A 19,004-nucleotide genomic window follows, 5' to 3' on the forward strand; every position below is an offset into this window, starting at 1 on the left:
TGTTGCAAAATCATCGGAGAATCATTGATAATGATATATCAAACTTTTCTTACATACGGGGGATGAGCATGAATATGCGAGGCAAGCCAATCAAAATGCTGATTTTGGTTTTTGCAGTCTGTTTAGTATCTTTCGTTATGACTTGGAGTTTGAGGATGGACAGGCGTGCTTCCCCTGAACAATTATCAGAGAGGATAAACAATGAGCTTGCTTTCAGCAAATATACTCCGCCTGTGGAAATGTCCTTCGTGAAAGAATTCAGTGAAGATGATGATTTGTTGGATCATTTACCGGGGGAGACACTGGAGGACAACCGCTGGACCCGGCTATATGAGCAGGAACTGGGCATCAAGATCACTTACGAATGGATCGCTGACGGCGAGGTGTACTTTAAGAAGTTTGGCATGGCGCTGGCTTCCGGCCGTATTCCGGATGTGGTGAAGGTGAATGCACAGCAGCTAAGGCAGCTCAGCAATGCCGGACTGATTCAAGACTTAAGTGCAGTATATGAAAAGAATGCATCTTCATTCACAAGAGAGACGCTTGGGGAAGAGGGATCAGGTCCTTTCGAGGCGGCGACAATCGACGGTAAGCTGATGGGTATCCCGCAAACCGCTTCATCCATTGAAGCTGCCCAATATTTATGGATACGCACTGATTGGCTGGAACGGCTCGGACTTGAGCCGCCGAAAACGATGGAGGAGCTGCTTCAATTATCGAAAGCGTTTACAGAGAAGGATCCTGACGGTAATGGTGTGGATGATACTTTTGGACTGGCTGCTACTAATTATTTGTGGGACCCGGTGGCCGGTCTGGCAGACTTTATGGCTGGTTATGGGGCGTACCCCAACCTTTGGCTGAAAGATCCGGACGGCCGGCTGGTGTACGGGGGCATACAGCCTCAGGTCAAAGCAGCGCTTGCCGCACTTCAAAAATTGTATGCCAGCGGTCAAATGGATCCTGAGTTTTCCCTTAAGGATGGCAGTAAAGTCAAAAAGATGGTAGGTGCAGGGAAAATAGGTATTGTGTACGGAGAGCAGTGGGCTTCGTTCTGGCTTCAATTAAGCCGTGAGCAGAATCCGGAAGCAGAGTGGCGTGCTTATCCGATCGTATCGGCCACTGGAAGTAAACCCAAGGTACCTCTTCCTTTTGCGACCAACCAGTTTTTTGCTGTGAAAAAGGAATATGAATATCCTGAAGCGCTCATCAAAATGTTCAATCTGTATCTGAAAACAAACTGGGGCAAGACAGCAGATTATAAAACATATTACAGCAATCCATATCCGGTATGGGGATTATCTCCTGTAACGCCTGCTCCGGGCCGCAAAAATCTCAATGCCTATTACCAATTGGAGCATGGCCGCCGGACTGGGGACTTTTCCGTATTGTCGGATGAGGCGGCGTCCATTAAGCAGATGATCGATATTTATCAGCGTGGAGGAGAGGACAAAGAGAGCGGCTGGGGCTGGGAACGGATTTACGGCCCGGAGGGAGTATTTTCGGTACTCGATCAATATATCCGGAGCGATCAGCTTCTATATGAGAGCTTTGTAGGCAGTCCGACCGAGACCATGCTTGAGAAGAACAGCCTGCTGATCAATATGCAGCTGGATACGTATATGGACATTATTCTAGGAAGCCCTCTGGATGAATTCGAACGTTTCACAGAGGAGTGGGGCCGGCTTGGCGGCAATGCATTGACCGAGGAGGTCAACCGCTGGTATGAAGGACAGTCCAGCAAGTCTGAGTGATTAACTTATATAATATCGGAGGCTTTTACCATTGAATGCACCTATCCGTTCCTTTCGGACCACAATTTTGGCCAGAATGGTCATGATGTATCTGATCATTATTTTACCGGTGCTGCTTTTAGGCGTCTATTTATATAACTGGAGCTATAATAATGCCAGCCGTGATTTATCTACAGCGACAATGGCGCAGCTGACGGATTATCTGGGTGATTTGACCCGCGAGCTGGATTGGATCGAGATGCAGCAGTTCGATATTCTTGAGGATAATCATCTGAATCGTCTTGCAGTTACCTGGGATATGATGAGCAGCGTGGAGAGACGCAGCAGCTTAAACGAATTGTTTCAGCGCTTAGCCACGATCAAAACAAGCAGTGATTATATCAAGGATATCCGGATTCATGTACGTAAGATCGATAAAACGTTGTCTGTCCAGAGTACGATGCAGAATTTTGACACCAAAAGCTATTCCTTTTTTCGTTCCATTCCTTATAAGTCGGATAAAAAGCTGATCAGCTATAACGGTCTGCTTCATATGATTGCTATTAAACAAAGTGGAGTTAAAGGCGATGAACCGCTATTTATTGTGCAGGTCGAGCTGGATAACCGGAAGCTGCGAAGCTCACTGGGACAGGTCAACTTATATTCGGGGAGCCGCTCTTATCTGCTAGCGGAGGATTCAACGTTCGCGCTGGGAAATGATGAGGAGACGGATAACATCCTTAAGAAGAATATGACTGCACTGCGGGAAGTCCAAGGAAGGTGGTCGCGCTTCAAGGCGGATGGCCGGCAATATCATATTGACAAAGCGTTCTCGGAACAGCTTGATCTGTCAGTGGCGAACTTTCTGCCTATGGAAGAAGTACGGCGGCCGCTTGCTAAATTCAAAATGTGGGCATGGCTGTTTGCGCTGGCCTCCCTGTGCGCAGTTTCAGTTTATACAGTTATGACATACAGGATGGTACACAGGCCCCTGCTCCAGCTGGTCAAGAGCTTCCGCCGTATGGAGGACGGAAGTCTGGATATCCAGATCGAACACAAGCATTCTGACGAATTCGGGTATTTGTACCAGCGCTTCAACCAGATGATCGCCAAGCTGCAAATCTTGATTGATCAGGACTTCAAGCAAAAGCTGATGATGCAAAAGGCAGAGCTTAAACAACTGCAGTCGCAGATCAATCCTCATTTTTTGTATAACAGCTTTTTTATCCTGAATTCATTGTCCAAAACCGGGGATGTGGAACGCATTGAACAATTTACAGGTATGCTTGGTGAATATTTTCGGTTTATTACCCGCAACGGGGAGGACTATGTAAAGCTGTCGGAGGAAATCCGGCATTCCCGAATGTATACCGAAATCCAGAAGCTTCGCTTTTCCAGGCGGATACAAGTCCAGTTTGACGAGCTGCCGGAAGAGATGAGAGACATCCGTGTTCCCAGGCTGATTACCCAGCCGCTGATCGAGAACGCCTATGAACACAGTCTTGAAAAATTGCCTGAGGAGGGTATGCTGCGGGTATCCTTTGAATCCTTCTCCGGTGAGGCCCGCATTGTAATAGAGGATAACGGTAATGAGCTGGACGATGCAGGAATAAAAATGCTTCAGGAAAAATTGCTGCACCCGCTGAAATTCCAGGAGATGACCGGGATGATGAATATTCACCGCAGAATCAGCCTGATCCATGGGGATGGCGGCGGACTCGAGATCTCAAGAAGCGGGCTGGGGGGACTTAAAGTGATGATACGGATTGGTTTAAGGGGGAAAGGTGACGATGTATAGACTGCTCGTGGTGGATGACGAAGAGATTATTACAGATACCCTGCATGAAGTACTGACTCAATTTATGCCGGAAAAGCTGGATGTCTGCAAGGCATATTCGTCCAAAGAAGCCTTGGTCTGGATGGACCGCACACGGATTGATATTGTCTTGACCGATATTCGTATGCCCGGCATGAGCGGTCTGGAGCTATCGGAGAAAATCAGAACACTCTGGCCGAGGTGTAAAGTTATATTTTTGACCGGGTACAGTGAATTTGACTATGCCTATCAAGCCATTCAGATGTCCGGAATGCGTTATGTCCTCAAAACCGAAGGCTATGACAAAGTGGTATCATCCGTTGAGGAGACGCTGCAGGAGATTGAACAGGGCAGGAGGGTTGAGGAGCTTATCGTCCAGTCCACCGAACAACTGCTAGCCTTGGAGCTGATGGCTCAGGAGAAATATTTGAGGCATCTTCTTCAGGACAGCCGGATGTTCGGAAAAGATGCCGGGATGCTGGAGGGGGACTTCAGTCAACTGAATATCGGACTTGATCCGCATGCGCCTGTGACCCTGATTCTGGGCCGTCCAGAGCATCCGGAGGAAGCAAGCTATACGGAATCGAACCGGAAGCTCTCAACGGCCCGTCTGATTTGGGATTCTTATCTGGCAGGAAAAACAAAGCATGCCGGAATGGAGGATAAGTTCGGGGGGCTGCTGTGGTTCCTTCAGCCGGCTACGGTTGAATTGAGGGATTCAGAACACCAGCTGAAGCGTTACCTGGAGGGGACACTGGAGCTTATCCAGGAAGCCTGCCTGGAGGAGCTTCAGCTGCCGGTTGCCTTTACCGTCTGTGCCCCCTGCACCTGGGATGCTGTATCCGCCCAATACGACCGGCTTCGTCAATTGCAGCAGCTCAGAACCGTGAGCGGGCTTTCTGTCATCTGGAGCGGGCAAGCCGGAACAGGGGAGACGAGGGAAGAACTGCGGATCAGCTCACGTACGGAAATTATCGCTGCCCATCTTGAAGCAGGCCGCAAGGAGAAGTTACACGAAGCTCTGAATGATACCGTTTGTTATATTCTGCAAGATCATTGGGGGATCCACCAGGTAACAGAAGCTTACTATACACTGGCACTTATGTTTCTGTCTTGTATCAACCGCTGGGGCTTGCAGAAAGAACAAATAGGGGACTGGAGCAGATTAATGAGGTTAGATGAGCATGCTTCAATTGCAGAATCCTTTCAATATTTGTCAAGTGCTGCAGATGCCATTCTCGCCGCCAGACAGTCCGATGAGCATAATCAGGCTACAAATGCCATAGAGCGGATCTGCCATTATATCGACAATAATCTGGGCGAGGACCTCTCTCTTGTCCGTCTGGCTGAATTGAATCACTTTAATCCAACCTATCTGTCCCGTTTTTTCAAGCAGGAACAAGGTATTAATCTGTCTGATTATATTGACGAGTGCCGGGTCCGCCGTGCGATGGAGATGCTGAAAGCGGAGGGGATCAAAATCAGGGAAGTAGCGGCGGCGGTCGGTTATGAAGCGGCCCACTCCTTCACTCGTTTTTTCAAGAAAGTAACGGGAATGACACCTCAGGAGTACCGGGATACGTTCACCAATTATTAATCGTTGAATCCGGCAGCGGCGATACGTGACTTAAAGGTCATGAATCGCCGCTGTTTCTTGTGTGTCTATTTATTTATGCAGTAATCAATGTCTGCTTGCGGTATTCGTTGGCGCTTGTTCCGGTGTACTCCTTGAATTTCTTATAGAACCAGTCCGTTTCCGAGTAGCCGACTTCCCTCGAGATCTCGTAGATCCGCATTTCAGTGCTTTCCAGCAAATGCTTGGCCTTCTCCATACGCTGCTGAAGCAGGTATTCGTTGAAGGAAATCTGCTCTTCACTTTTGAACTTCTGCCCCAGATAGGCACAGTTGAAGTGAAGGGCTTCGGAGATCTTTTTCAGCGAAATATTCTGGTGAAGCTCCTCCTGAACATATTTTTTAACCATATCTATGATAGAGTTCTGGCAATGAGGCTGCGGGGCCTTTACGGCGTCTTCAAGCGATGCATCAAGATTACGCCTGAACCTACCCAGACAATCCAGCAGCTCGGATGACTGTACAGGATCGGTTAAGTAATCGTTTACCTGATAGTGCAGAGCTTGGCGGGCCAGATTGAAATCCTGTCCTCCGCCAATTAATATGATCGGAATGCGGCTTTTTTGGCGAATGAGTCCGCACAATTGCAGACCGAAGGATTGTAAGCGCTTTATATTTATTAATACAAGAATATGGGCAGGATTGTCCACATGGTACAGTGCATCAGTAATATTATCCGCAGTAGTGTGAATGCAAAAACCCGCCTGGTTCCAGTCCAACATATGCAGCATGGTTTCCGATGAATCTGAATTAGGATCCACAAGCAGTATCTTATACAAGATGCTTTCCCCGCTTTCATCAAAAATAGTCATCCGCAGCGACTGATGTTCCTAAATCCTGACTACGCTTTTTATTATGGTTCAACCCGGAGGGGAGTGACAATGTGCAACTTTTTATTAACCGTGCATTTGTTTACCTGTTCAACAAAGTGCATTTTTATGCCGTAATGATCTATAAATGAACGGGTTCAACCCTGAAAATAGGCAGGTTGTCGATCAAAAATGTAAGCGCTACACTTTTGATTGTTACCCAATCACTGAAGGGGAGGTCCCAAAATGTTATACAAAAAACTCTGTACCACGCTACTCAGTTTGACAATGGTATTCACGCTTGCGGCTTGCAGCGGAGGTAATTCGGGAAGCGGCAGCAATGCGCAGGGCAACACAGCAACTCCGGCGCCGACTGAAGCAGCGGAAAACAGCGGCAACGGGAACAATGGAGAGAGTAATACTGCTGTGGAGGAGGATGTGGAGGCTACGCCTGAAATGGATTTCGATATGGGCGGCAGGACCATCAAGATTGTAGCCTGGTGGGATATGACGATTCCGGAGGATAATCCGGATAATATCCAGCGAAAAAAGAATCTCGATGAACTGATGAAAAAGCACAACTTCAAGGTTGAATATGTGAATATTGATTTCGGTGAGTATCAGGCGAAGGTAACCGCCTCCCTTCTGGCAGGTGAACCAATCGGCGATATCGTCCGTCTAGGTAAATCCTACATGATTCCTGCGCTCGTCAAACAGGATTTGCTATGGCCGATCGATGAATATACGAAGAATGCACGGGTCTTCAATCAGAAGACGACTAATGAATACATGCAGTATAACGGCAGGGGTTATGCATTCACCGAGAACCAGGCCAATCTGGTTCAGGGCATTTTCTACAACAAAACGCTGATGAACAAGCTGGGAATGAAACCGCTCCAGGAATATGTTGATGAGGATAACTGGAACTGGGATACATTCATTCAGGTCGCCAAGGAAGCCAACAAGGATACGAACAATGACGGCAAGCTGGACACTTGGGGATTGGCTAATAACGGGCTGATGGATCAGGCGCTCTATTCCAACGAAGCCACACTGACCAGCGGCGACAAACAGACTCTGGATGATCCGAAAACGCTTGAATCCTTTGGCCTGGTATCCCGTCTCGCCACAGAGAAGGTGTCACGTCCGACTGAAGGAGGAGACTGGACCGAACCGGCCCAATTCTTCCGCCAAGGCAACACATTGATGTATGCCGGTGCGCTGTATGAATTGAACGGCTTCAAGACCGATATGCAGGATTATGAGCTCAGTTTCGTTCCGTTCCCGAAAGGTCCGAGCGCTACCACCTATCACTCTGCCGAAGCGCTCTATCAGGCACTGACGATTCCGAAGGCCGTGGAGAATCCGGAACAGCTGATGTACATCTGGGAGAAGATTAATGATATTGACTCCATCTACGATTATCCTGACCAGGGTTCGTATGAGTCTGTCTTCACCACCGAGGAAGATATTGAAAATGCCAAAATGGTCGCTCCGAACATGGTGGTTCTTGACCATAATACGTTCCCGAATCTGCCGTACTACGACATTATCGGTGAACTGACCTCAGGCAATTCGGTATCGACTGTCGTCGAGAAATATAAGGCGAAGGTGCAGGCTGCCATTGACGAAGTTTATAAAAAATAACCGTTGATCATGATGTCCCCATGTAGAAGAAGCATTCTATAATGGGGACTCATTATTAAACTGCAATCTCTGGTGCTGGAGGGGAGAAGCGTTGAACATCAGAAAGAGGAAATATGGCATAGGTATTGTTGTTGTAATCATTGCCTGCGTTCTTATTGCGGTAGCCGTCAGTGCGGGTGATGCCCCGCAGAAGCGGATCTATGCAATGAACGACTTTGTCCCGGTTACGGATAATACCGCCGGGGACGGCTATGGGGAATACAGGCAGACCCATTCAGCGAGCGGGCGGCCGGACAAAATTATACGTATCGAAGGCGAACGTTATACCCGTATAGACGGTGAAGACTTTGAGGTTGTCAGCGGCTATGAGGGACTTGAAGGACAGGCGGTAATTACACCGGACAGGGGCAGCATCACTTGGAAGGCTGAGATTGCGGAAGCGGGTCTGTACAATGCACGGATTCACTACTTCCCGGTCGAAGGCAAGAGCTCGTCGATTGAAAGATCGCTGGCCATTAACGGGAAGATTCCCTTTGCGGAATCCGAGAATCTGATTCTTTACCGCTTATGGGGAAGCCGTGAGGCTGAAGTCAGACGGGATGACCGCGGGAATGATCTGCGACCTTCTCAGATCGAGAAGCCGCAGTGGCAGCTGTCTCCCTTCACTGATAGCGACGGTTATTATGAGGAGCCCTATCAGTTTTATTTCGGGCAAGGTGAACAAGAGATCACACTCGCCGCGGTCAGAGAGCCGATGGCAATTGATTATATTGAGCTGTATCAGGATGAGGATATTAAGCCTTACGCTGAGCTGGCAAGCAACTATGAGTCCCTCGGACTCAAACCGGCGGAAAGCCAGTATGTTGTCGTTCAGGCAGAAGACGCTGCGTTGAAATCTTCCCCGACCTTGTACCCGCTTTCTGACAGGTCCAGTCCGTCGGTCGAGCCTTACAATGTTTCCAAAATCCGCATTAACACGATTGGCGGACTGAACTGGAAGCTTCCGGGGCAGTGGATTGAATGGGAGATCGATGTACCGGAAGACGGATTATACCAGATTGCGCTCAAAGTCAAGCAGGATCAGCTGCGTGGCGTGTTCGCTACGAGGAGCCTGACGATTGACGGGGTGATTCCTTTTGAAGAAATGAAGCGGATCCAGTTCGCCTTTAATATGGACTGGAAGATGGAAGTGCTGGGCGGAGAGGAGCCCTATCTGTTTCATCTGACCGAGGGCAGGCACAAGCTCCGCATGACGGTGACGCTGGGCGATCTTGCTCCGCTTCTGCAGACGGTTGAGTCCAGCGTGCTCCAATTGAATGAAATGTACCGAAAAATCATGATCATCACGTCGAATACACCGGATGCGTACCGCGATTACCAGCTGGTAAAACGGATACCGGATATGGTTGAGGTGTTCAAAACCCAGGCCGGGACCATTCGCAGTGTTGCTGAATATTTGGAGAAATCTACCGGAGAGCGGAGCGACAAGGTAGCTGTGCTGTATACGCTGGTCCATCAGCTGGATGAGATGATCAAGGACCCGGAGACCGTTCCCCGGCGCCTGACCACCTTTAAGACGAATGTGGGCGGACTCGGAACCTGGATTCTTACGGTCCGCGAGCAGCCGCTTACGCTGGATTACCTGGTAGTGTCTTCACCGGGGCATACGCTGCCCGAGGCGCAATCGTCGGCCCTGGCCAAAATGAAGCATGAGGTCGGTGCCTTGTTCTCCTCCTATACAGAAGACTATGACAGCATCGGCAACACCACGGAGAAACAGAAATCCGTAACCGTCTGGATTACGACCGGACGGGATCAGGCTCAGGTACTCAAAAGTATGATTGACGAAACCTTTACGCCTGAAACGGATATATCCGTTCATCTCCGGCTCGTGCCCGCGAATATTCTGCTGCCTGCGACCCTATCCGGTGAAGGACCGGATGTCGCGATGCAGATTGGCGAGGATATTCCCGTCAATTACGCGATGCGTGACTCTGCCGCCGATCTGACCCAGTTCTCCGATTTCGGGGAGATTTCTTCCAGATTCAGAGACAGTGCTCTGGAACCTTATAAATACAATGGCGGTATATATGCGCTGCCGGAGCAGCAGACGTTCCCGATGCTGTTCTACCGGAAGGATATTCTGCAGGAGCTTGGCCTGACGCCTCCGGAGACCTGGCAGGATGTCTACAATATGATCTCAGTTCTGCAGAAGCACAATATGGAATTCTATCTTCCTATCGAGAATCCGACGAACAATGCGACGATTGTGCCGAATGCAACCTTCTCCATGCTGCTGTATCAACATGACGGGTCGTTCTACCGTGAAGAAGGACAGAAAAGCGGTCTGGATTCTGATATTTCCATGGAAGCGTTCAAGAAGTGGACGCAATTCTATACAAATTACAAATTCCCGCTTCAGGCGGACTTTCCGAACCGGTTCCGGACCGGCGAAATGCCGATCGGGATCGCAGACTACACCATCTACAACAATCTGAAGGTTATGGCACCGGAAATCAAGGGCCTGTGGGATTTCACTCTGGTTCCGGGGACGGAGCTTCCGGACCACTCGGTCAATCATAAAGTGGCCAGCCATACGACCGGGGTGCTGATGCTGGAGAACGCGGATGACAAGGATTCCGCCTGGGAATTCATGAAATGGTGGACAGACAGCAACACCCAGATTATGTACGGCCGCCAGATGGAGGGCCTGCTCGGTGAATCAGCCAGATATCCGACGGCCAATATCGAGGCCCTGGAGCAGCTTCCGTGGCCGGTCAAGGATTATAAGAATCTGGAGAGCCAGTGGCAGTGGGTCGAAGGCATTCCCCAAATTCCGGGCGGTTACTTCACAGGCCGGCATCTTGACAACGCTTTCCGCAAGGTTGTCAACGGCAATGAGAATCCCCGGGAAGCCCTGTCGGATTATATTTTGTATATCAATGATGAAATAGCGATTAAGCGCAAAGAGTTCAATTTGCCGTATTCGTTTGGGGGGTAGGAAGATGCAAGTGGAAGCCGCCGATCGGTCAGTACCGGTTCACAGCCCTGCGGTGAAGGAATCGGTATGGACCCGAAACTGGAGGGAGATCAAGAAGAGCAAGCATCATTATATCCTGATGGCTCCATACATGATCCTTTTTTTCATGTTCACCGTCATTCCGGTAGTCTTTTCCATGATACTTAGCTTCTTCTACTTTAACATGCTGGAGTTTCCGAGATTTGTCGGTCTGCAAAATTATTCCAGGCTGCTGCTCGGTGACGATGTATTTATGATTGCACTTAAAAATACGCTGATGTTCGCGGTAATTACCGGTCCGGTCAGTTATATCGCCTGTTTTCTGTTTGCCTGGATCATCAATGAACTGTCACCCAAAATCCGAGCATTTATGACGCTGGTATTCTACGCGCCGTCCATTGCTGGAAATGTGTATTTCATTTGGCTGATCTTCTTCTCCGGTGATGCCTACGGCTATCTGAACGGTTTTCTGATGAAAACAGGATTCATCCTTGAACCGGTTCAGTGGTTGACCAATGAACAATACATTCTGACCATCATCATTATCGTACAGCTCTGGCTGAGTCTCGGCACCAGCTTCCTGGCCTTTATCGCGGGACTGCAGACGGTCGACCACACCCTGATCGAAGCCGGATCTATTGACGGTATCAAAAACCGCTGGCAGGAGCTGTGGTTCATCACGCTTCCTTCCATGCGGCCGCAGCTGATGTTCGGCGCTGTCATGCAGATTACGAGCTCTTTTGCCGTAGCTGATGTTGCCATTGCACTTGCAGGATTTCCGAGTGTCAACTATGCGGCCCATACGATTGTGACTCATTTGATGGACTACGGCACGATCCGCTTTGAGATGGGATATGCTTCGGCTATCGCGACTGTACTCTTTGGTCTGATGCTCGGTGCAAACCTGCTTATACAAAAACTGCTCAGAAAGGTGGGGGAGTGAATTGAGCGTCAAAACGATACGGTTAATCTCTGGAACGAAGAAGCTCAACCGTTCATTTACCGTCAGCTTTCTGCTCTTCCTGCTGCTGGCCGCCTTTGGCTGCTTCATGGCACTGCCGCTGATCTATGCCGTCAATAATGCGTTTAAGCCGCTCGATGAGCTGTTTATCTTCCCGCCGCGTTTTCTCGTTAACAATCCGACGATGGATAACTTTTTTGACCTGTTCTCGTTGATGGGGAATTCCTGGGTTCCACTGTCCAGGTACATCATGAACACGCTGATCATTACGGTCGTAGGCACCGCTGGACATATCCTCCTCGCTTCGGCAGCTGCCTACCCGCTTGCCAAATACCGGTTCCCGGGCTCTAAGGTACTGTTCACCATCGTAGTCCTGTCGCTGATGTTCTCCGCCCAGGTCACTGCGATCCCGAACTATATGGTGATGTCCTGGCTGGGATGGATCAACACCCATGCTTCAATCATTGTACCGTCGCTCTCGTTCTCGCTCGGACTGTTTTTGATGAAGCAGTTCATGGAACAGATTCCGGATGCCCTGCTGGAAGCTGCCAAGATCGACGGAGCCAGCGAATACCGTATCTTCTGGACCATTGTGATGCCGAATGTGAAGCCGGCCTGGCTGACGCTGATGATCCTGCAGTTTCCTATGCTGTGGGGAAGTGACGGGGGCAACTTTATTTACAGTGAGAATCTCAAGACACTTCACTACGCGCTTGGCCAGATTGTGCTAGGCGGTATAGCCAGAGCCGGCGTCGGGGCGGCTGTGGCGCTGCTGCTCATGGTGGTTCCCATTACGCTCTTCATTATCTCGCAGAGCAGCGTCATTCAGACGATGGCGACGTCCGGGATGAAGGAGTAGAAAGGATGCGTACGCGATGAAGAATGTTGCTAACCGGGCAAGGGCGTACATCCTGTTGGCTGTGTGTGTGCTGCTCGGCGTTATGCCGGGAGCAGCACCCGCTATGGCTGACGGGAGCAGCTCTTCCTATAACTACTCTTACTGGGGGGAGCCGGTAGCTTCACCGGCAGCCTATCAGGCGACGGAACTGTGGACCGGAGACAGCCTCGGTACAGGACCCTTGAAGGATCCCTCCGATATGCATGTGACCCCGGACGGAGATATTTATGTGCTGGACACCGGTAATAACCGGATCCTGATACTGGATAGCCAGTTCAAGCTGGAGCGGATTATTGATTCCTTCAAGCAGGACGGGGCGGTACAGACCTTCCAGAGTCCGCTTGGACTGTTTGTCACAGAGAATAAGGATTTATATATTGCCGATACCGGAAACAGGCGGGTAGTGCAGCTTGATTCCGGCGACAATGTTGTGAAGGTGGTTGACAGCCCGCAGTCTGAGCAGCTGCCGGAGAATTTCACTTTTCAGCCCGTCCGGCTTGTTGTGGATAAAGCGCAGCGCCTGTATGTTATGGCTACCGGTGTGTATGACGGATTCATGGAGTTTAATTCCGGGGGGGACTTCACCTCGTTTATTGGCGCTAACAAAGTCACGATTGATCCGGTCGAATATTTCTGGAAACGTATATCCACACAAGCACAGCGGAGCCAGATGGTCATGTACACACCGACCGAGTTCAGCAATCTGGATATCAATGAAGAAGGCTTTATTTATGCGACCAACGGTCAACGCAGTAATAATGTGAAGAAGCTTAATGCCCAGGGCAGTGATATTCTGCGGCGGCTGGGCTACTGGGAACCGGAAGGGGACATCTACGCCACGGTTACAACCGGCTATACCCGGTTAGCCGACATTGATATCGGCGACAGTGAAATGTACTCGATTCTGGATGCCAACCACGGCCGGGTGTTCACTTACAACGGCGACGGCTATCTCTTGTATGTATTCGGCGGTATGGGCAACCAGCTGGGCTACTTTAATACTCCCGCGGCCCTGGAGCGGGTCGGCGATGATTTTATCGTGCTGGATAAGGCGCTTGGCGAGATCACCGTATTCCGGAGTACGGAGTACGGACGGACGCTGAATCAGGCGGTCCGCAGCTATTACAACGGTGACGAGGAGCAGGCACTGCAGCTGTTCCGGCAGACGATCAACATGAACGCCAATCTGGATTTTGCTTATTCCGGCATCGGCAAGGCCATTCTGCGTCAGGGCGATTACGCTGAAGCGATGAAATATTTTAAACAAAGTATGGATAAGACCAATTATTCGAAGGCCTATTTGCTGTATCGCAAACAGGTGCTGCGTGCCCATTTTACAGAAATTGTGGCTGCCGTCTTCCTCCTTGTCATTGCCGTTTTTGCCTGGATTAAGTTTAGAAAAATGAAGGTGAGAAAGAAGGTGGTCCCGCGTGAACAAAGAGCTGGTTAAATACCCGTTTGAGCTGATGGCACACCCCTTTAACGGGTTCTGGGACCTGAAATACGACCGCAGCCGCAAAACGAATCTTGTAATCTCTTTTATCATCCTTGGCTTGATGGTACTGACCAATGTGCTGAGTACCCAATACAGCGGTTTCCTCGTGTCGATGTACAATCCGAATTACATGAACAGTCTTCTGGAAGTGCTGTATGTACTTATCCCGGTAATATTCTGGACTGTGGCGAATTGGTCGATAACAACTTTGATGGACGGGGAAGGCAAATTTGTTGAAATCTTTACGTCCACCTGCTTTGCGATGCTTCCGCTGGTAATCATCAATCTTCCGTGGATATGGCTCAGCAATTATATCTCGCTTCAGGAGGCCTCTTTCTATTATTTCTCGGGAAGCCTGGCCACCATCTGGTTTATATTTCTGCTGTTTGTCGGAAATATGACGGTACAGCAGTTCACGCCGGGCAAGACCATAGTGACCATCCTGTTGACGGTTGCGGCTATGGCGTTTATGGCCTTTCTTTGTCTGCTGTTCTTCAGCCTGGTGCAGCAAATTATCAATTTCTCCATGACTATATATCAAGAGATCGTTCTGAGAAGCTAGGAAAGGAGGCATATCCATGGGTAAGGCGAGAAAAGCTCTGCTGCTTAGTCTGGTGATGCTGGGCAGTCTGTTTGCCGGCTGTTCCAGTCCGGGCCAGGAGGCGAAGACAGCCGGCAGTCCGGCTACAGCTGTATTTGAACAGGGCAAGCCTTTGAATGCTGCATTCTCGGATTCCCGTTTGGCAGGGATGAAAGGGGTGGCAGAGAACGGACAGATGCGTTTGTTCATTAATGAAGAAACAGGCGAAATTGCCGTGCTTCATACCGAAAGCAACCAGCTCTGGTTCAGTAACCCGCCGGAGCGGGATCAGGATACCCTGGCGGCAGGAGTCAACAAAGGCCTGCTGTCTTCCCAGCTGCAGCTGGATTTCTACAACAGCTTTGGTCAGATAAACTCTATCAATACGTTTACGGACAGCATCGCATACAAGCAAATCAGCTCAGAGACCATCCCGGACGGAGTGCGTGTGTCCTATCAATTCGGAACGGTTCAGGCCTCCGCGGAAGATCTTCCCGCCATGCTGAGCAAGGAACGCTATGAGGAATTGACGGGGAAAATGGATAAGACAGGTAAACGTGCGGTCGCTATTGCTTATAAAGAAGAAACGGAGAAATCAGCTTATGTCCGCAATGACAGCGCCCTGCAGGGGCTGCAGCTGGAACGGGCACTGAAGGCTTTTGAAGCGATCGGATATACGGAAGAGGATTTGCAGGAGGATGCAGCCGAATTCAATCTGGAGGAGGCCGGGCAGGAGCCGCGTATCTTTCAGGCGGCTATCGAATATACGCTTGATGGAGACAGCCTGATCGCCAGGGTTCCTGTAGAAAGAATTTATTATCCGGCTGAATATCCTGTGAATTCGGTCTCCCTGCTCAGCTTCTTCGGAGCCGCGGGCCAGGAAGAGAAAGGCTCCATCCTGGTGCCGGACGGCTCGGGCGCCTTGATTCATTTCAACAATGGTAAAACGAGATATTCTGCTTACCAGCAGACTGTATACGGCACGGATCAAACGATGGATACGGCTGATGTGGTCTCAAGGGAAGAAGCAGTCCGCCTGCCGGTCTTTGGCATACTCAAGGAACAAAAAGCGTTCCTGGGCATTATCGAAGAAGGCGCCCCGGTTGCGACAATCAATGCCGATGTAGCAGGCAGATTGAACAGCTATAACTATGCGTATCCGAGCTTTTATGTGGTGAACAAGGGCAGTGTAACGCTTGATGCCAACGGTCAGCAGCGTTCACTGCCAAGATTTCAGGAGAATCCGATGAAATCGGACTTTCAGGTGAGGTATGTCTTTCTCTCCGGAGAGAACGCCACCTACCAGGGCATGGCCCAATACTACCAGCAATATCTGCTAGGCAAAGACGGGCTTCCGCAGCCGGCTGCAGAGGCTGAAGATCTGCCGTTCTATCTCCAGCTTGACGGCAGCATCACGAAGAAGAAGCATGTGATCGGGATTCCGTACAACGCGCTTGAGCCTCTGACCACCTTCGGCCAGGCGCAGATGATTCTCGATAAGGTTCAGGCCCAGGGGATCCATAATATCAAGCTGAAATACACAGGTTGGTTCAACGGGGGGATGAATCATGGAATTCCGGACCGTATCCACGTGGATGGCGCTGTGGGAGGCAAGAAAGGCCTGAAGGAGCTCGCCCAGTATACCGGCCGGCAGGGCATCTCGCTGTTTCCGGATATGTCCATCCTGACAGCCCTCTCCGACGATGGTTTCAGTGTGACGAAGGATGCGGCGCGTACACTCCGGGACATCCCGGCGACGCTCTATCCAGTCAACCCGGTAATCAACCGGCGGGACAGGGACAGGACTCCCGCTTATGTTGTGGCTCCCCGTCTGGTAGGGGGAGTTGTGGAACAGATGCTTGAAGGGTTCGGAAAGTTAAATACCGGAGGCATTTCCCTGCGCGATCTGGCAGACCGGCTGAACAGCGATTACCGTAAGCATGAGCAGATGGACCGTACGGAGTCGCAGGAAATCTCGGTCAAAGCATTAGCCGGCATTGCCGGAAAGGGCCTGGAGGTTATGGCCAGCGGCGGTAACGATTACGCGCTTCCTTATGTGACGGATCTGACCGAAGCTCCGCTGTCCAGCAGCGGCTTCAAGATTGAGGATGAATCCATTCCCTTCTATCCGATGGTTGTGCATGGCCATATCAGCTATACAGGTAAACCCTATAATCTGTCTACTTATACAAACCCCAAGCAATATATCCTGAAATGTCTGGAGTACGGATCGGGTGTTTTCTTCGAGTGGATTGCCGAACCCAACTATAAGGTTAAGGATACGGAATATACCGACCTGTATGCAGTGAACTACGAGCTGTGGATGAACGAAGCCGCGGAGATTTACGGCGAGGTGAACTCGGTGCTGCGTAATGTACAGGGCCAAAGCATCGCTTCCCATGAGAAATTGGGCGAAGGTGTCTTCAAAACGGTATACGGGAATGGAGTTTATGTCATCGTGAATTATAACGGTACGCAGGTCACCGCTGAGGGCAAAGTGATCGAAGCGGAAAGCTACACGACAGGAGGAGGACATACATGAAACTGACTGCCCCACTCCGGACGTCCCGGAGAACGTATTCGCAGCGTAAGGCAATATACGGCTTCCTCTATGTGCTGCCCTGGCTGCTGGGCTTCCTGTTCTTCTTCCTCGTGCCGCTTATTGCGTCCTTCCGCTTCAGCATGAGCAATATTGAAGCCAACTCGAACGGTATCATCATTACTTATGCCGGCTTCAAAAATTATGTGGAGGCTCTGACCGTCAACACCAGCTTCAACCGGACGCTGACAGAATCCATTTCAACCATGGTTGTTAACGTACCGCTGATCGTGATCTTTAGCTTGTTCCTTGCCGTGCTGCTTAATCAGAAGTTTCTGGGGAGAACGGCGGCAAGGGCCGTGTTCTTCCTGCCGGTTATTCTTGCCTCCGGCGTGATTATGAATCTGGAGAGTACCAGTCTGGTACAGGCGGTGAATGACAGTAACGCCGGCGGCAAGGCTGTCAGCGGATTAGGCAGCTTCGAGCTGGCACAGTTGATGATACAGGCCGGTGTAAGCGAGACTATTGTTGACTATCTGACCGGAGCGGTTGACCGTATCTATCAGATTGTAAGCCAGTCAGGCGTTCAGCTGTTAATTTTCCTTGCCGGGATACAGACGATCTCGCCGCAATTGTATGAGGCCTCCAAGATGGAAGGCGCGACTGGATATGAAGCGTTCTGGAAAATTACTTTTCCGATGGTCAGCCCGCTGATCCTGGTCAATGTTGTATACACCATTATCGACTCTTTCTCTACGAACGACATGACAGATCTGATCCGCGAGACCGGGTTTGAAGCGTTCAACTTCGGACTGAGCTCGGCGATGGCCTGGATTTACTTTTTAGCTGTATCCCTGATTCTGTTAATAAGCACTTACCTGATTTCAAAGAAAGTATTCTACCAAAACTAGAAGAGGGTGAAAGTATTGCAGGCTTCAAAGTTTCTTGCGATCGAGTGGTGGAAACGATGGCTGTGGTCATTCGTCCGGTTGGTTTTGGTTGCTGGACTTGCTTTTGTAATTCTGTTTCCGATTCTGCAGAAAATCTCTACTTCCATCAAGGATAAAACGGATTTATATTCCCCCATCGTCATATGGGTGCCGGAGCATTTTTCGCTGGATAACTTCAGACAGGTCATTACCATTATGGACTACTGGCCGACGCTGGGGAACACGTTCCTGCTGTCCAGCCTGACGACTCTTCTGACGGCCATTTCCTGTGCGCTGGCCGGGTATGGCTTTTCCAGACTCAAATTTAAGGGAAGCAATCTGCTGTTTATGGGCGTGATGCTGACCATTCTGGTCCCGCCGACCACTATCCTGATTCCGGTCTATCTGAACTTGAAGGATTTCACACTGATGGGGCTGATACCGCTGCTTACCGGAGGCAAGTCCCTGAACCTGCTGAACACCTACTGGCCGTTCATTCTGACCTCGCTGACAGCAAACTCGATGAAGGCCGGTCTGTACATTTTTATCTTCCGGCAGTTTTTCCGGGGGATACCGATGGAGGTGGAAGAAGCGGCTTATATCGACGGAGCGGGGATCGGCAAAACCTTTTTACGGATTATTCTGCCCAATACCGTTCCGGCAATCATGACCGTCCTGCTCTTCTCCTTCGTGTGGCAATGGAACGACAGCTTTTATACGACGACCTATTTAACCACCAGCAAGGTCATGTCCATTCAAATCAGTTCCCTGCCTTACAATCTGGGGATTATGCTCTCGGACGGCGCGAATTCAAAAGTGGACCCGTTCTATCAAAGCATGGTACAGGATACGGGGATTTTACTGGCCATTCTGCCGCTAATTATCATTTATATCTTTGTACAGCGGTATTTTGTTGAAAGTATCGAGCGTACCGGGATTGTAGGGTAAA

13 protein-coding genes are annotated in these 19,004 nt (G+C 50.0%); 12 read left to right on the forward strand and 1 reads right to left on the reverse strand.

What is annotated here, in order from left to right:
- Positions 1-155 precede the first annotated feature (155 nt).
- From BLR64_RS01080 to BLR64_RS01090, 3 genes are read left to right on the forward strand one after another with little or no spacing between them, the layout of a single operon-like run.
- The gene (locus tag BLR64_RS01080; protein ID WP_244157571.1) at positions 156-1,751 is read left to right on the forward strand and encodes an extracellular solute-binding protein; all 1,596 of its coding nucleotides are present in this window, start codon (positions 156-158) and stop codon (positions 1,749-1,751) included.
- Positions 1,752-1,782: 31 nt separating this feature from the next.
- Positions 1,783-3,528 carry a sensor histidine kinase gene (locus tag BLR64_RS01085; RefSeq protein WP_341833369.1) on the forward strand — a complete coding sequence of 582 codons (1,746 nt, stop codon included), beginning with the start codon at positions 1,783-1,785 and terminating at the stop codon, positions 3,526-3,528.
- On the forward strand, positions 3,521-5,143 hold the full coding sequence (locus tag BLR64_RS01090) for a response regulator transcription factor (RefSeq protein WP_090711337.1): 1,623 nt from the start codon (positions 3,521-3,523) through the stop codon (positions 5,141-5,143). The genes BLR64_RS01085 and BLR64_RS01090 overlap by 8 nt, the downstream gene beginning before the upstream one ends.
- A 73-nt stretch (positions 5,144-5,216) precedes the next feature.
- Here BLR64_RS01090 and BLR64_RS01095 read toward each other — a convergent pair whose 3' ends face one another.
- A complete protein-coding gene (locus tag BLR64_RS01095) occupies positions 5,217-5,957 on the reverse strand; it encodes a helix-turn-helix transcriptional regulator (protein ID WP_090711558.1) in 741 nt (246 codons plus the stop codon).
- A 276-nt stretch (positions 5,958-6,233) separates the two neighbouring features.
- Between BLR64_RS01095 and BLR64_RS01100 the strand changes: the two genes are divergently transcribed.
- The 9 genes from BLR64_RS01100 (at position 6,234) to BLR64_RS01140 (ending at position 19,003) form a co-directional block, all read left to right on the forward strand.
- Complete coding sequence (locus tag BLR64_RS01100; protein WP_090711339.1) at positions 6,234-7,634, forward strand: extracellular solute-binding protein; 1,401 nt, start codon at positions 6,234-6,236, stop codon at positions 7,632-7,634.
- Positions 7,635-7,725: 91 nt separating this feature from the next.
- On the forward strand, positions 7,726-10,635 hold the full coding sequence (locus BLR64_RS01105; protein WP_090711341.1) for an extracellular solute-binding protein: 2,910 nt from the start codon (positions 7,726-7,728) through the stop codon (positions 10,633-10,635).
- Positions 10,636-10,639: 4 nt separating this feature from the next.
- Positions 10,640-11,596, forward strand: coding sequence for a carbohydrate ABC transporter permease (locus tag BLR64_RS01110; RefSeq protein ID WP_090711343.1), 957 nt, complete (start codon positions 10,640-10,642; stop codon positions 11,594-11,596).
- A gap of 1 nt (position 11,597) precedes the next feature.
- Positions 11,598-12,473 carry a carbohydrate ABC transporter permease gene (locus tag BLR64_RS01115; RefSeq protein WP_090711345.1) on the forward strand — a complete coding sequence of 292 codons (876 nt, stop codon included), beginning with the start codon at positions 11,598-11,600 and terminating at the stop codon, positions 12,471-12,473.
- 16 nt (positions 12,474-12,489) lie between these two features.
- Positions 12,490-13,962 carry an NHL repeat-containing protein gene (locus BLR64_RS01120; protein WP_090711347.1) on the forward strand — a complete coding sequence of 491 codons (1,473 nt, stop codon included), beginning with the start codon at positions 12,490-12,492 and terminating at the stop codon, positions 13,960-13,962.
- The gene (locus BLR64_RS01125) at positions 13,943-14,569 is read left to right on the forward strand and encodes a YIP1 family protein (RefSeq protein ID WP_208607106.1); all 627 of its coding nucleotides are present in this window, start codon (positions 13,943-13,945) and stop codon (positions 14,567-14,569) included. Before BLR64_RS01120 ends, BLR64_RS01125 begins: the two co-directional genes overlap by 20 nt.
- Before the next feature lie 16 nt (positions 14,570-14,585).
- Positions 14,586-17,129: a DUF5696 domain-containing protein gene (locus BLR64_RS01130; RefSeq protein WP_090711349.1), complete on the forward strand. Its 2,544-nt coding sequence runs from the start codon at positions 14,586-14,588 to the stop codon at positions 17,127-17,129.
- Positions 17,126-18,037 carry a carbohydrate ABC transporter permease gene (locus BLR64_RS01135; protein WP_090711351.1) on the forward strand — a complete coding sequence of 304 codons (912 nt, stop codon included), beginning with the start codon at positions 17,126-17,128 and terminating at the stop codon, positions 18,035-18,037. Before BLR64_RS01130 ends, BLR64_RS01135 begins: the two co-directional genes overlap by 4 nt.
- 15 nt (positions 18,038-18,052) lie before the next feature.
- Positions 18,053-19,003: a carbohydrate ABC transporter permease gene (locus BLR64_RS01140; RefSeq protein WP_090711353.1), complete on the forward strand. Its 951-nt coding sequence runs from the start codon at positions 18,053-18,055 to the stop codon at positions 19,001-19,003.
- The last annotated feature ends 1 nt before the right edge of the window (position 19,004 follow it).

Origin of the sequence: Paenibacillus typhae, from assembly GCF_900099765.1 — a bacterium.
In the GTDB taxonomy this organism is placed as follows: Bacteria; Bacillota; Bacilli; order Paenibacillales; family Paenibacillaceae; genus Paenibacillus_AQ; species Paenibacillus_AQ typhae.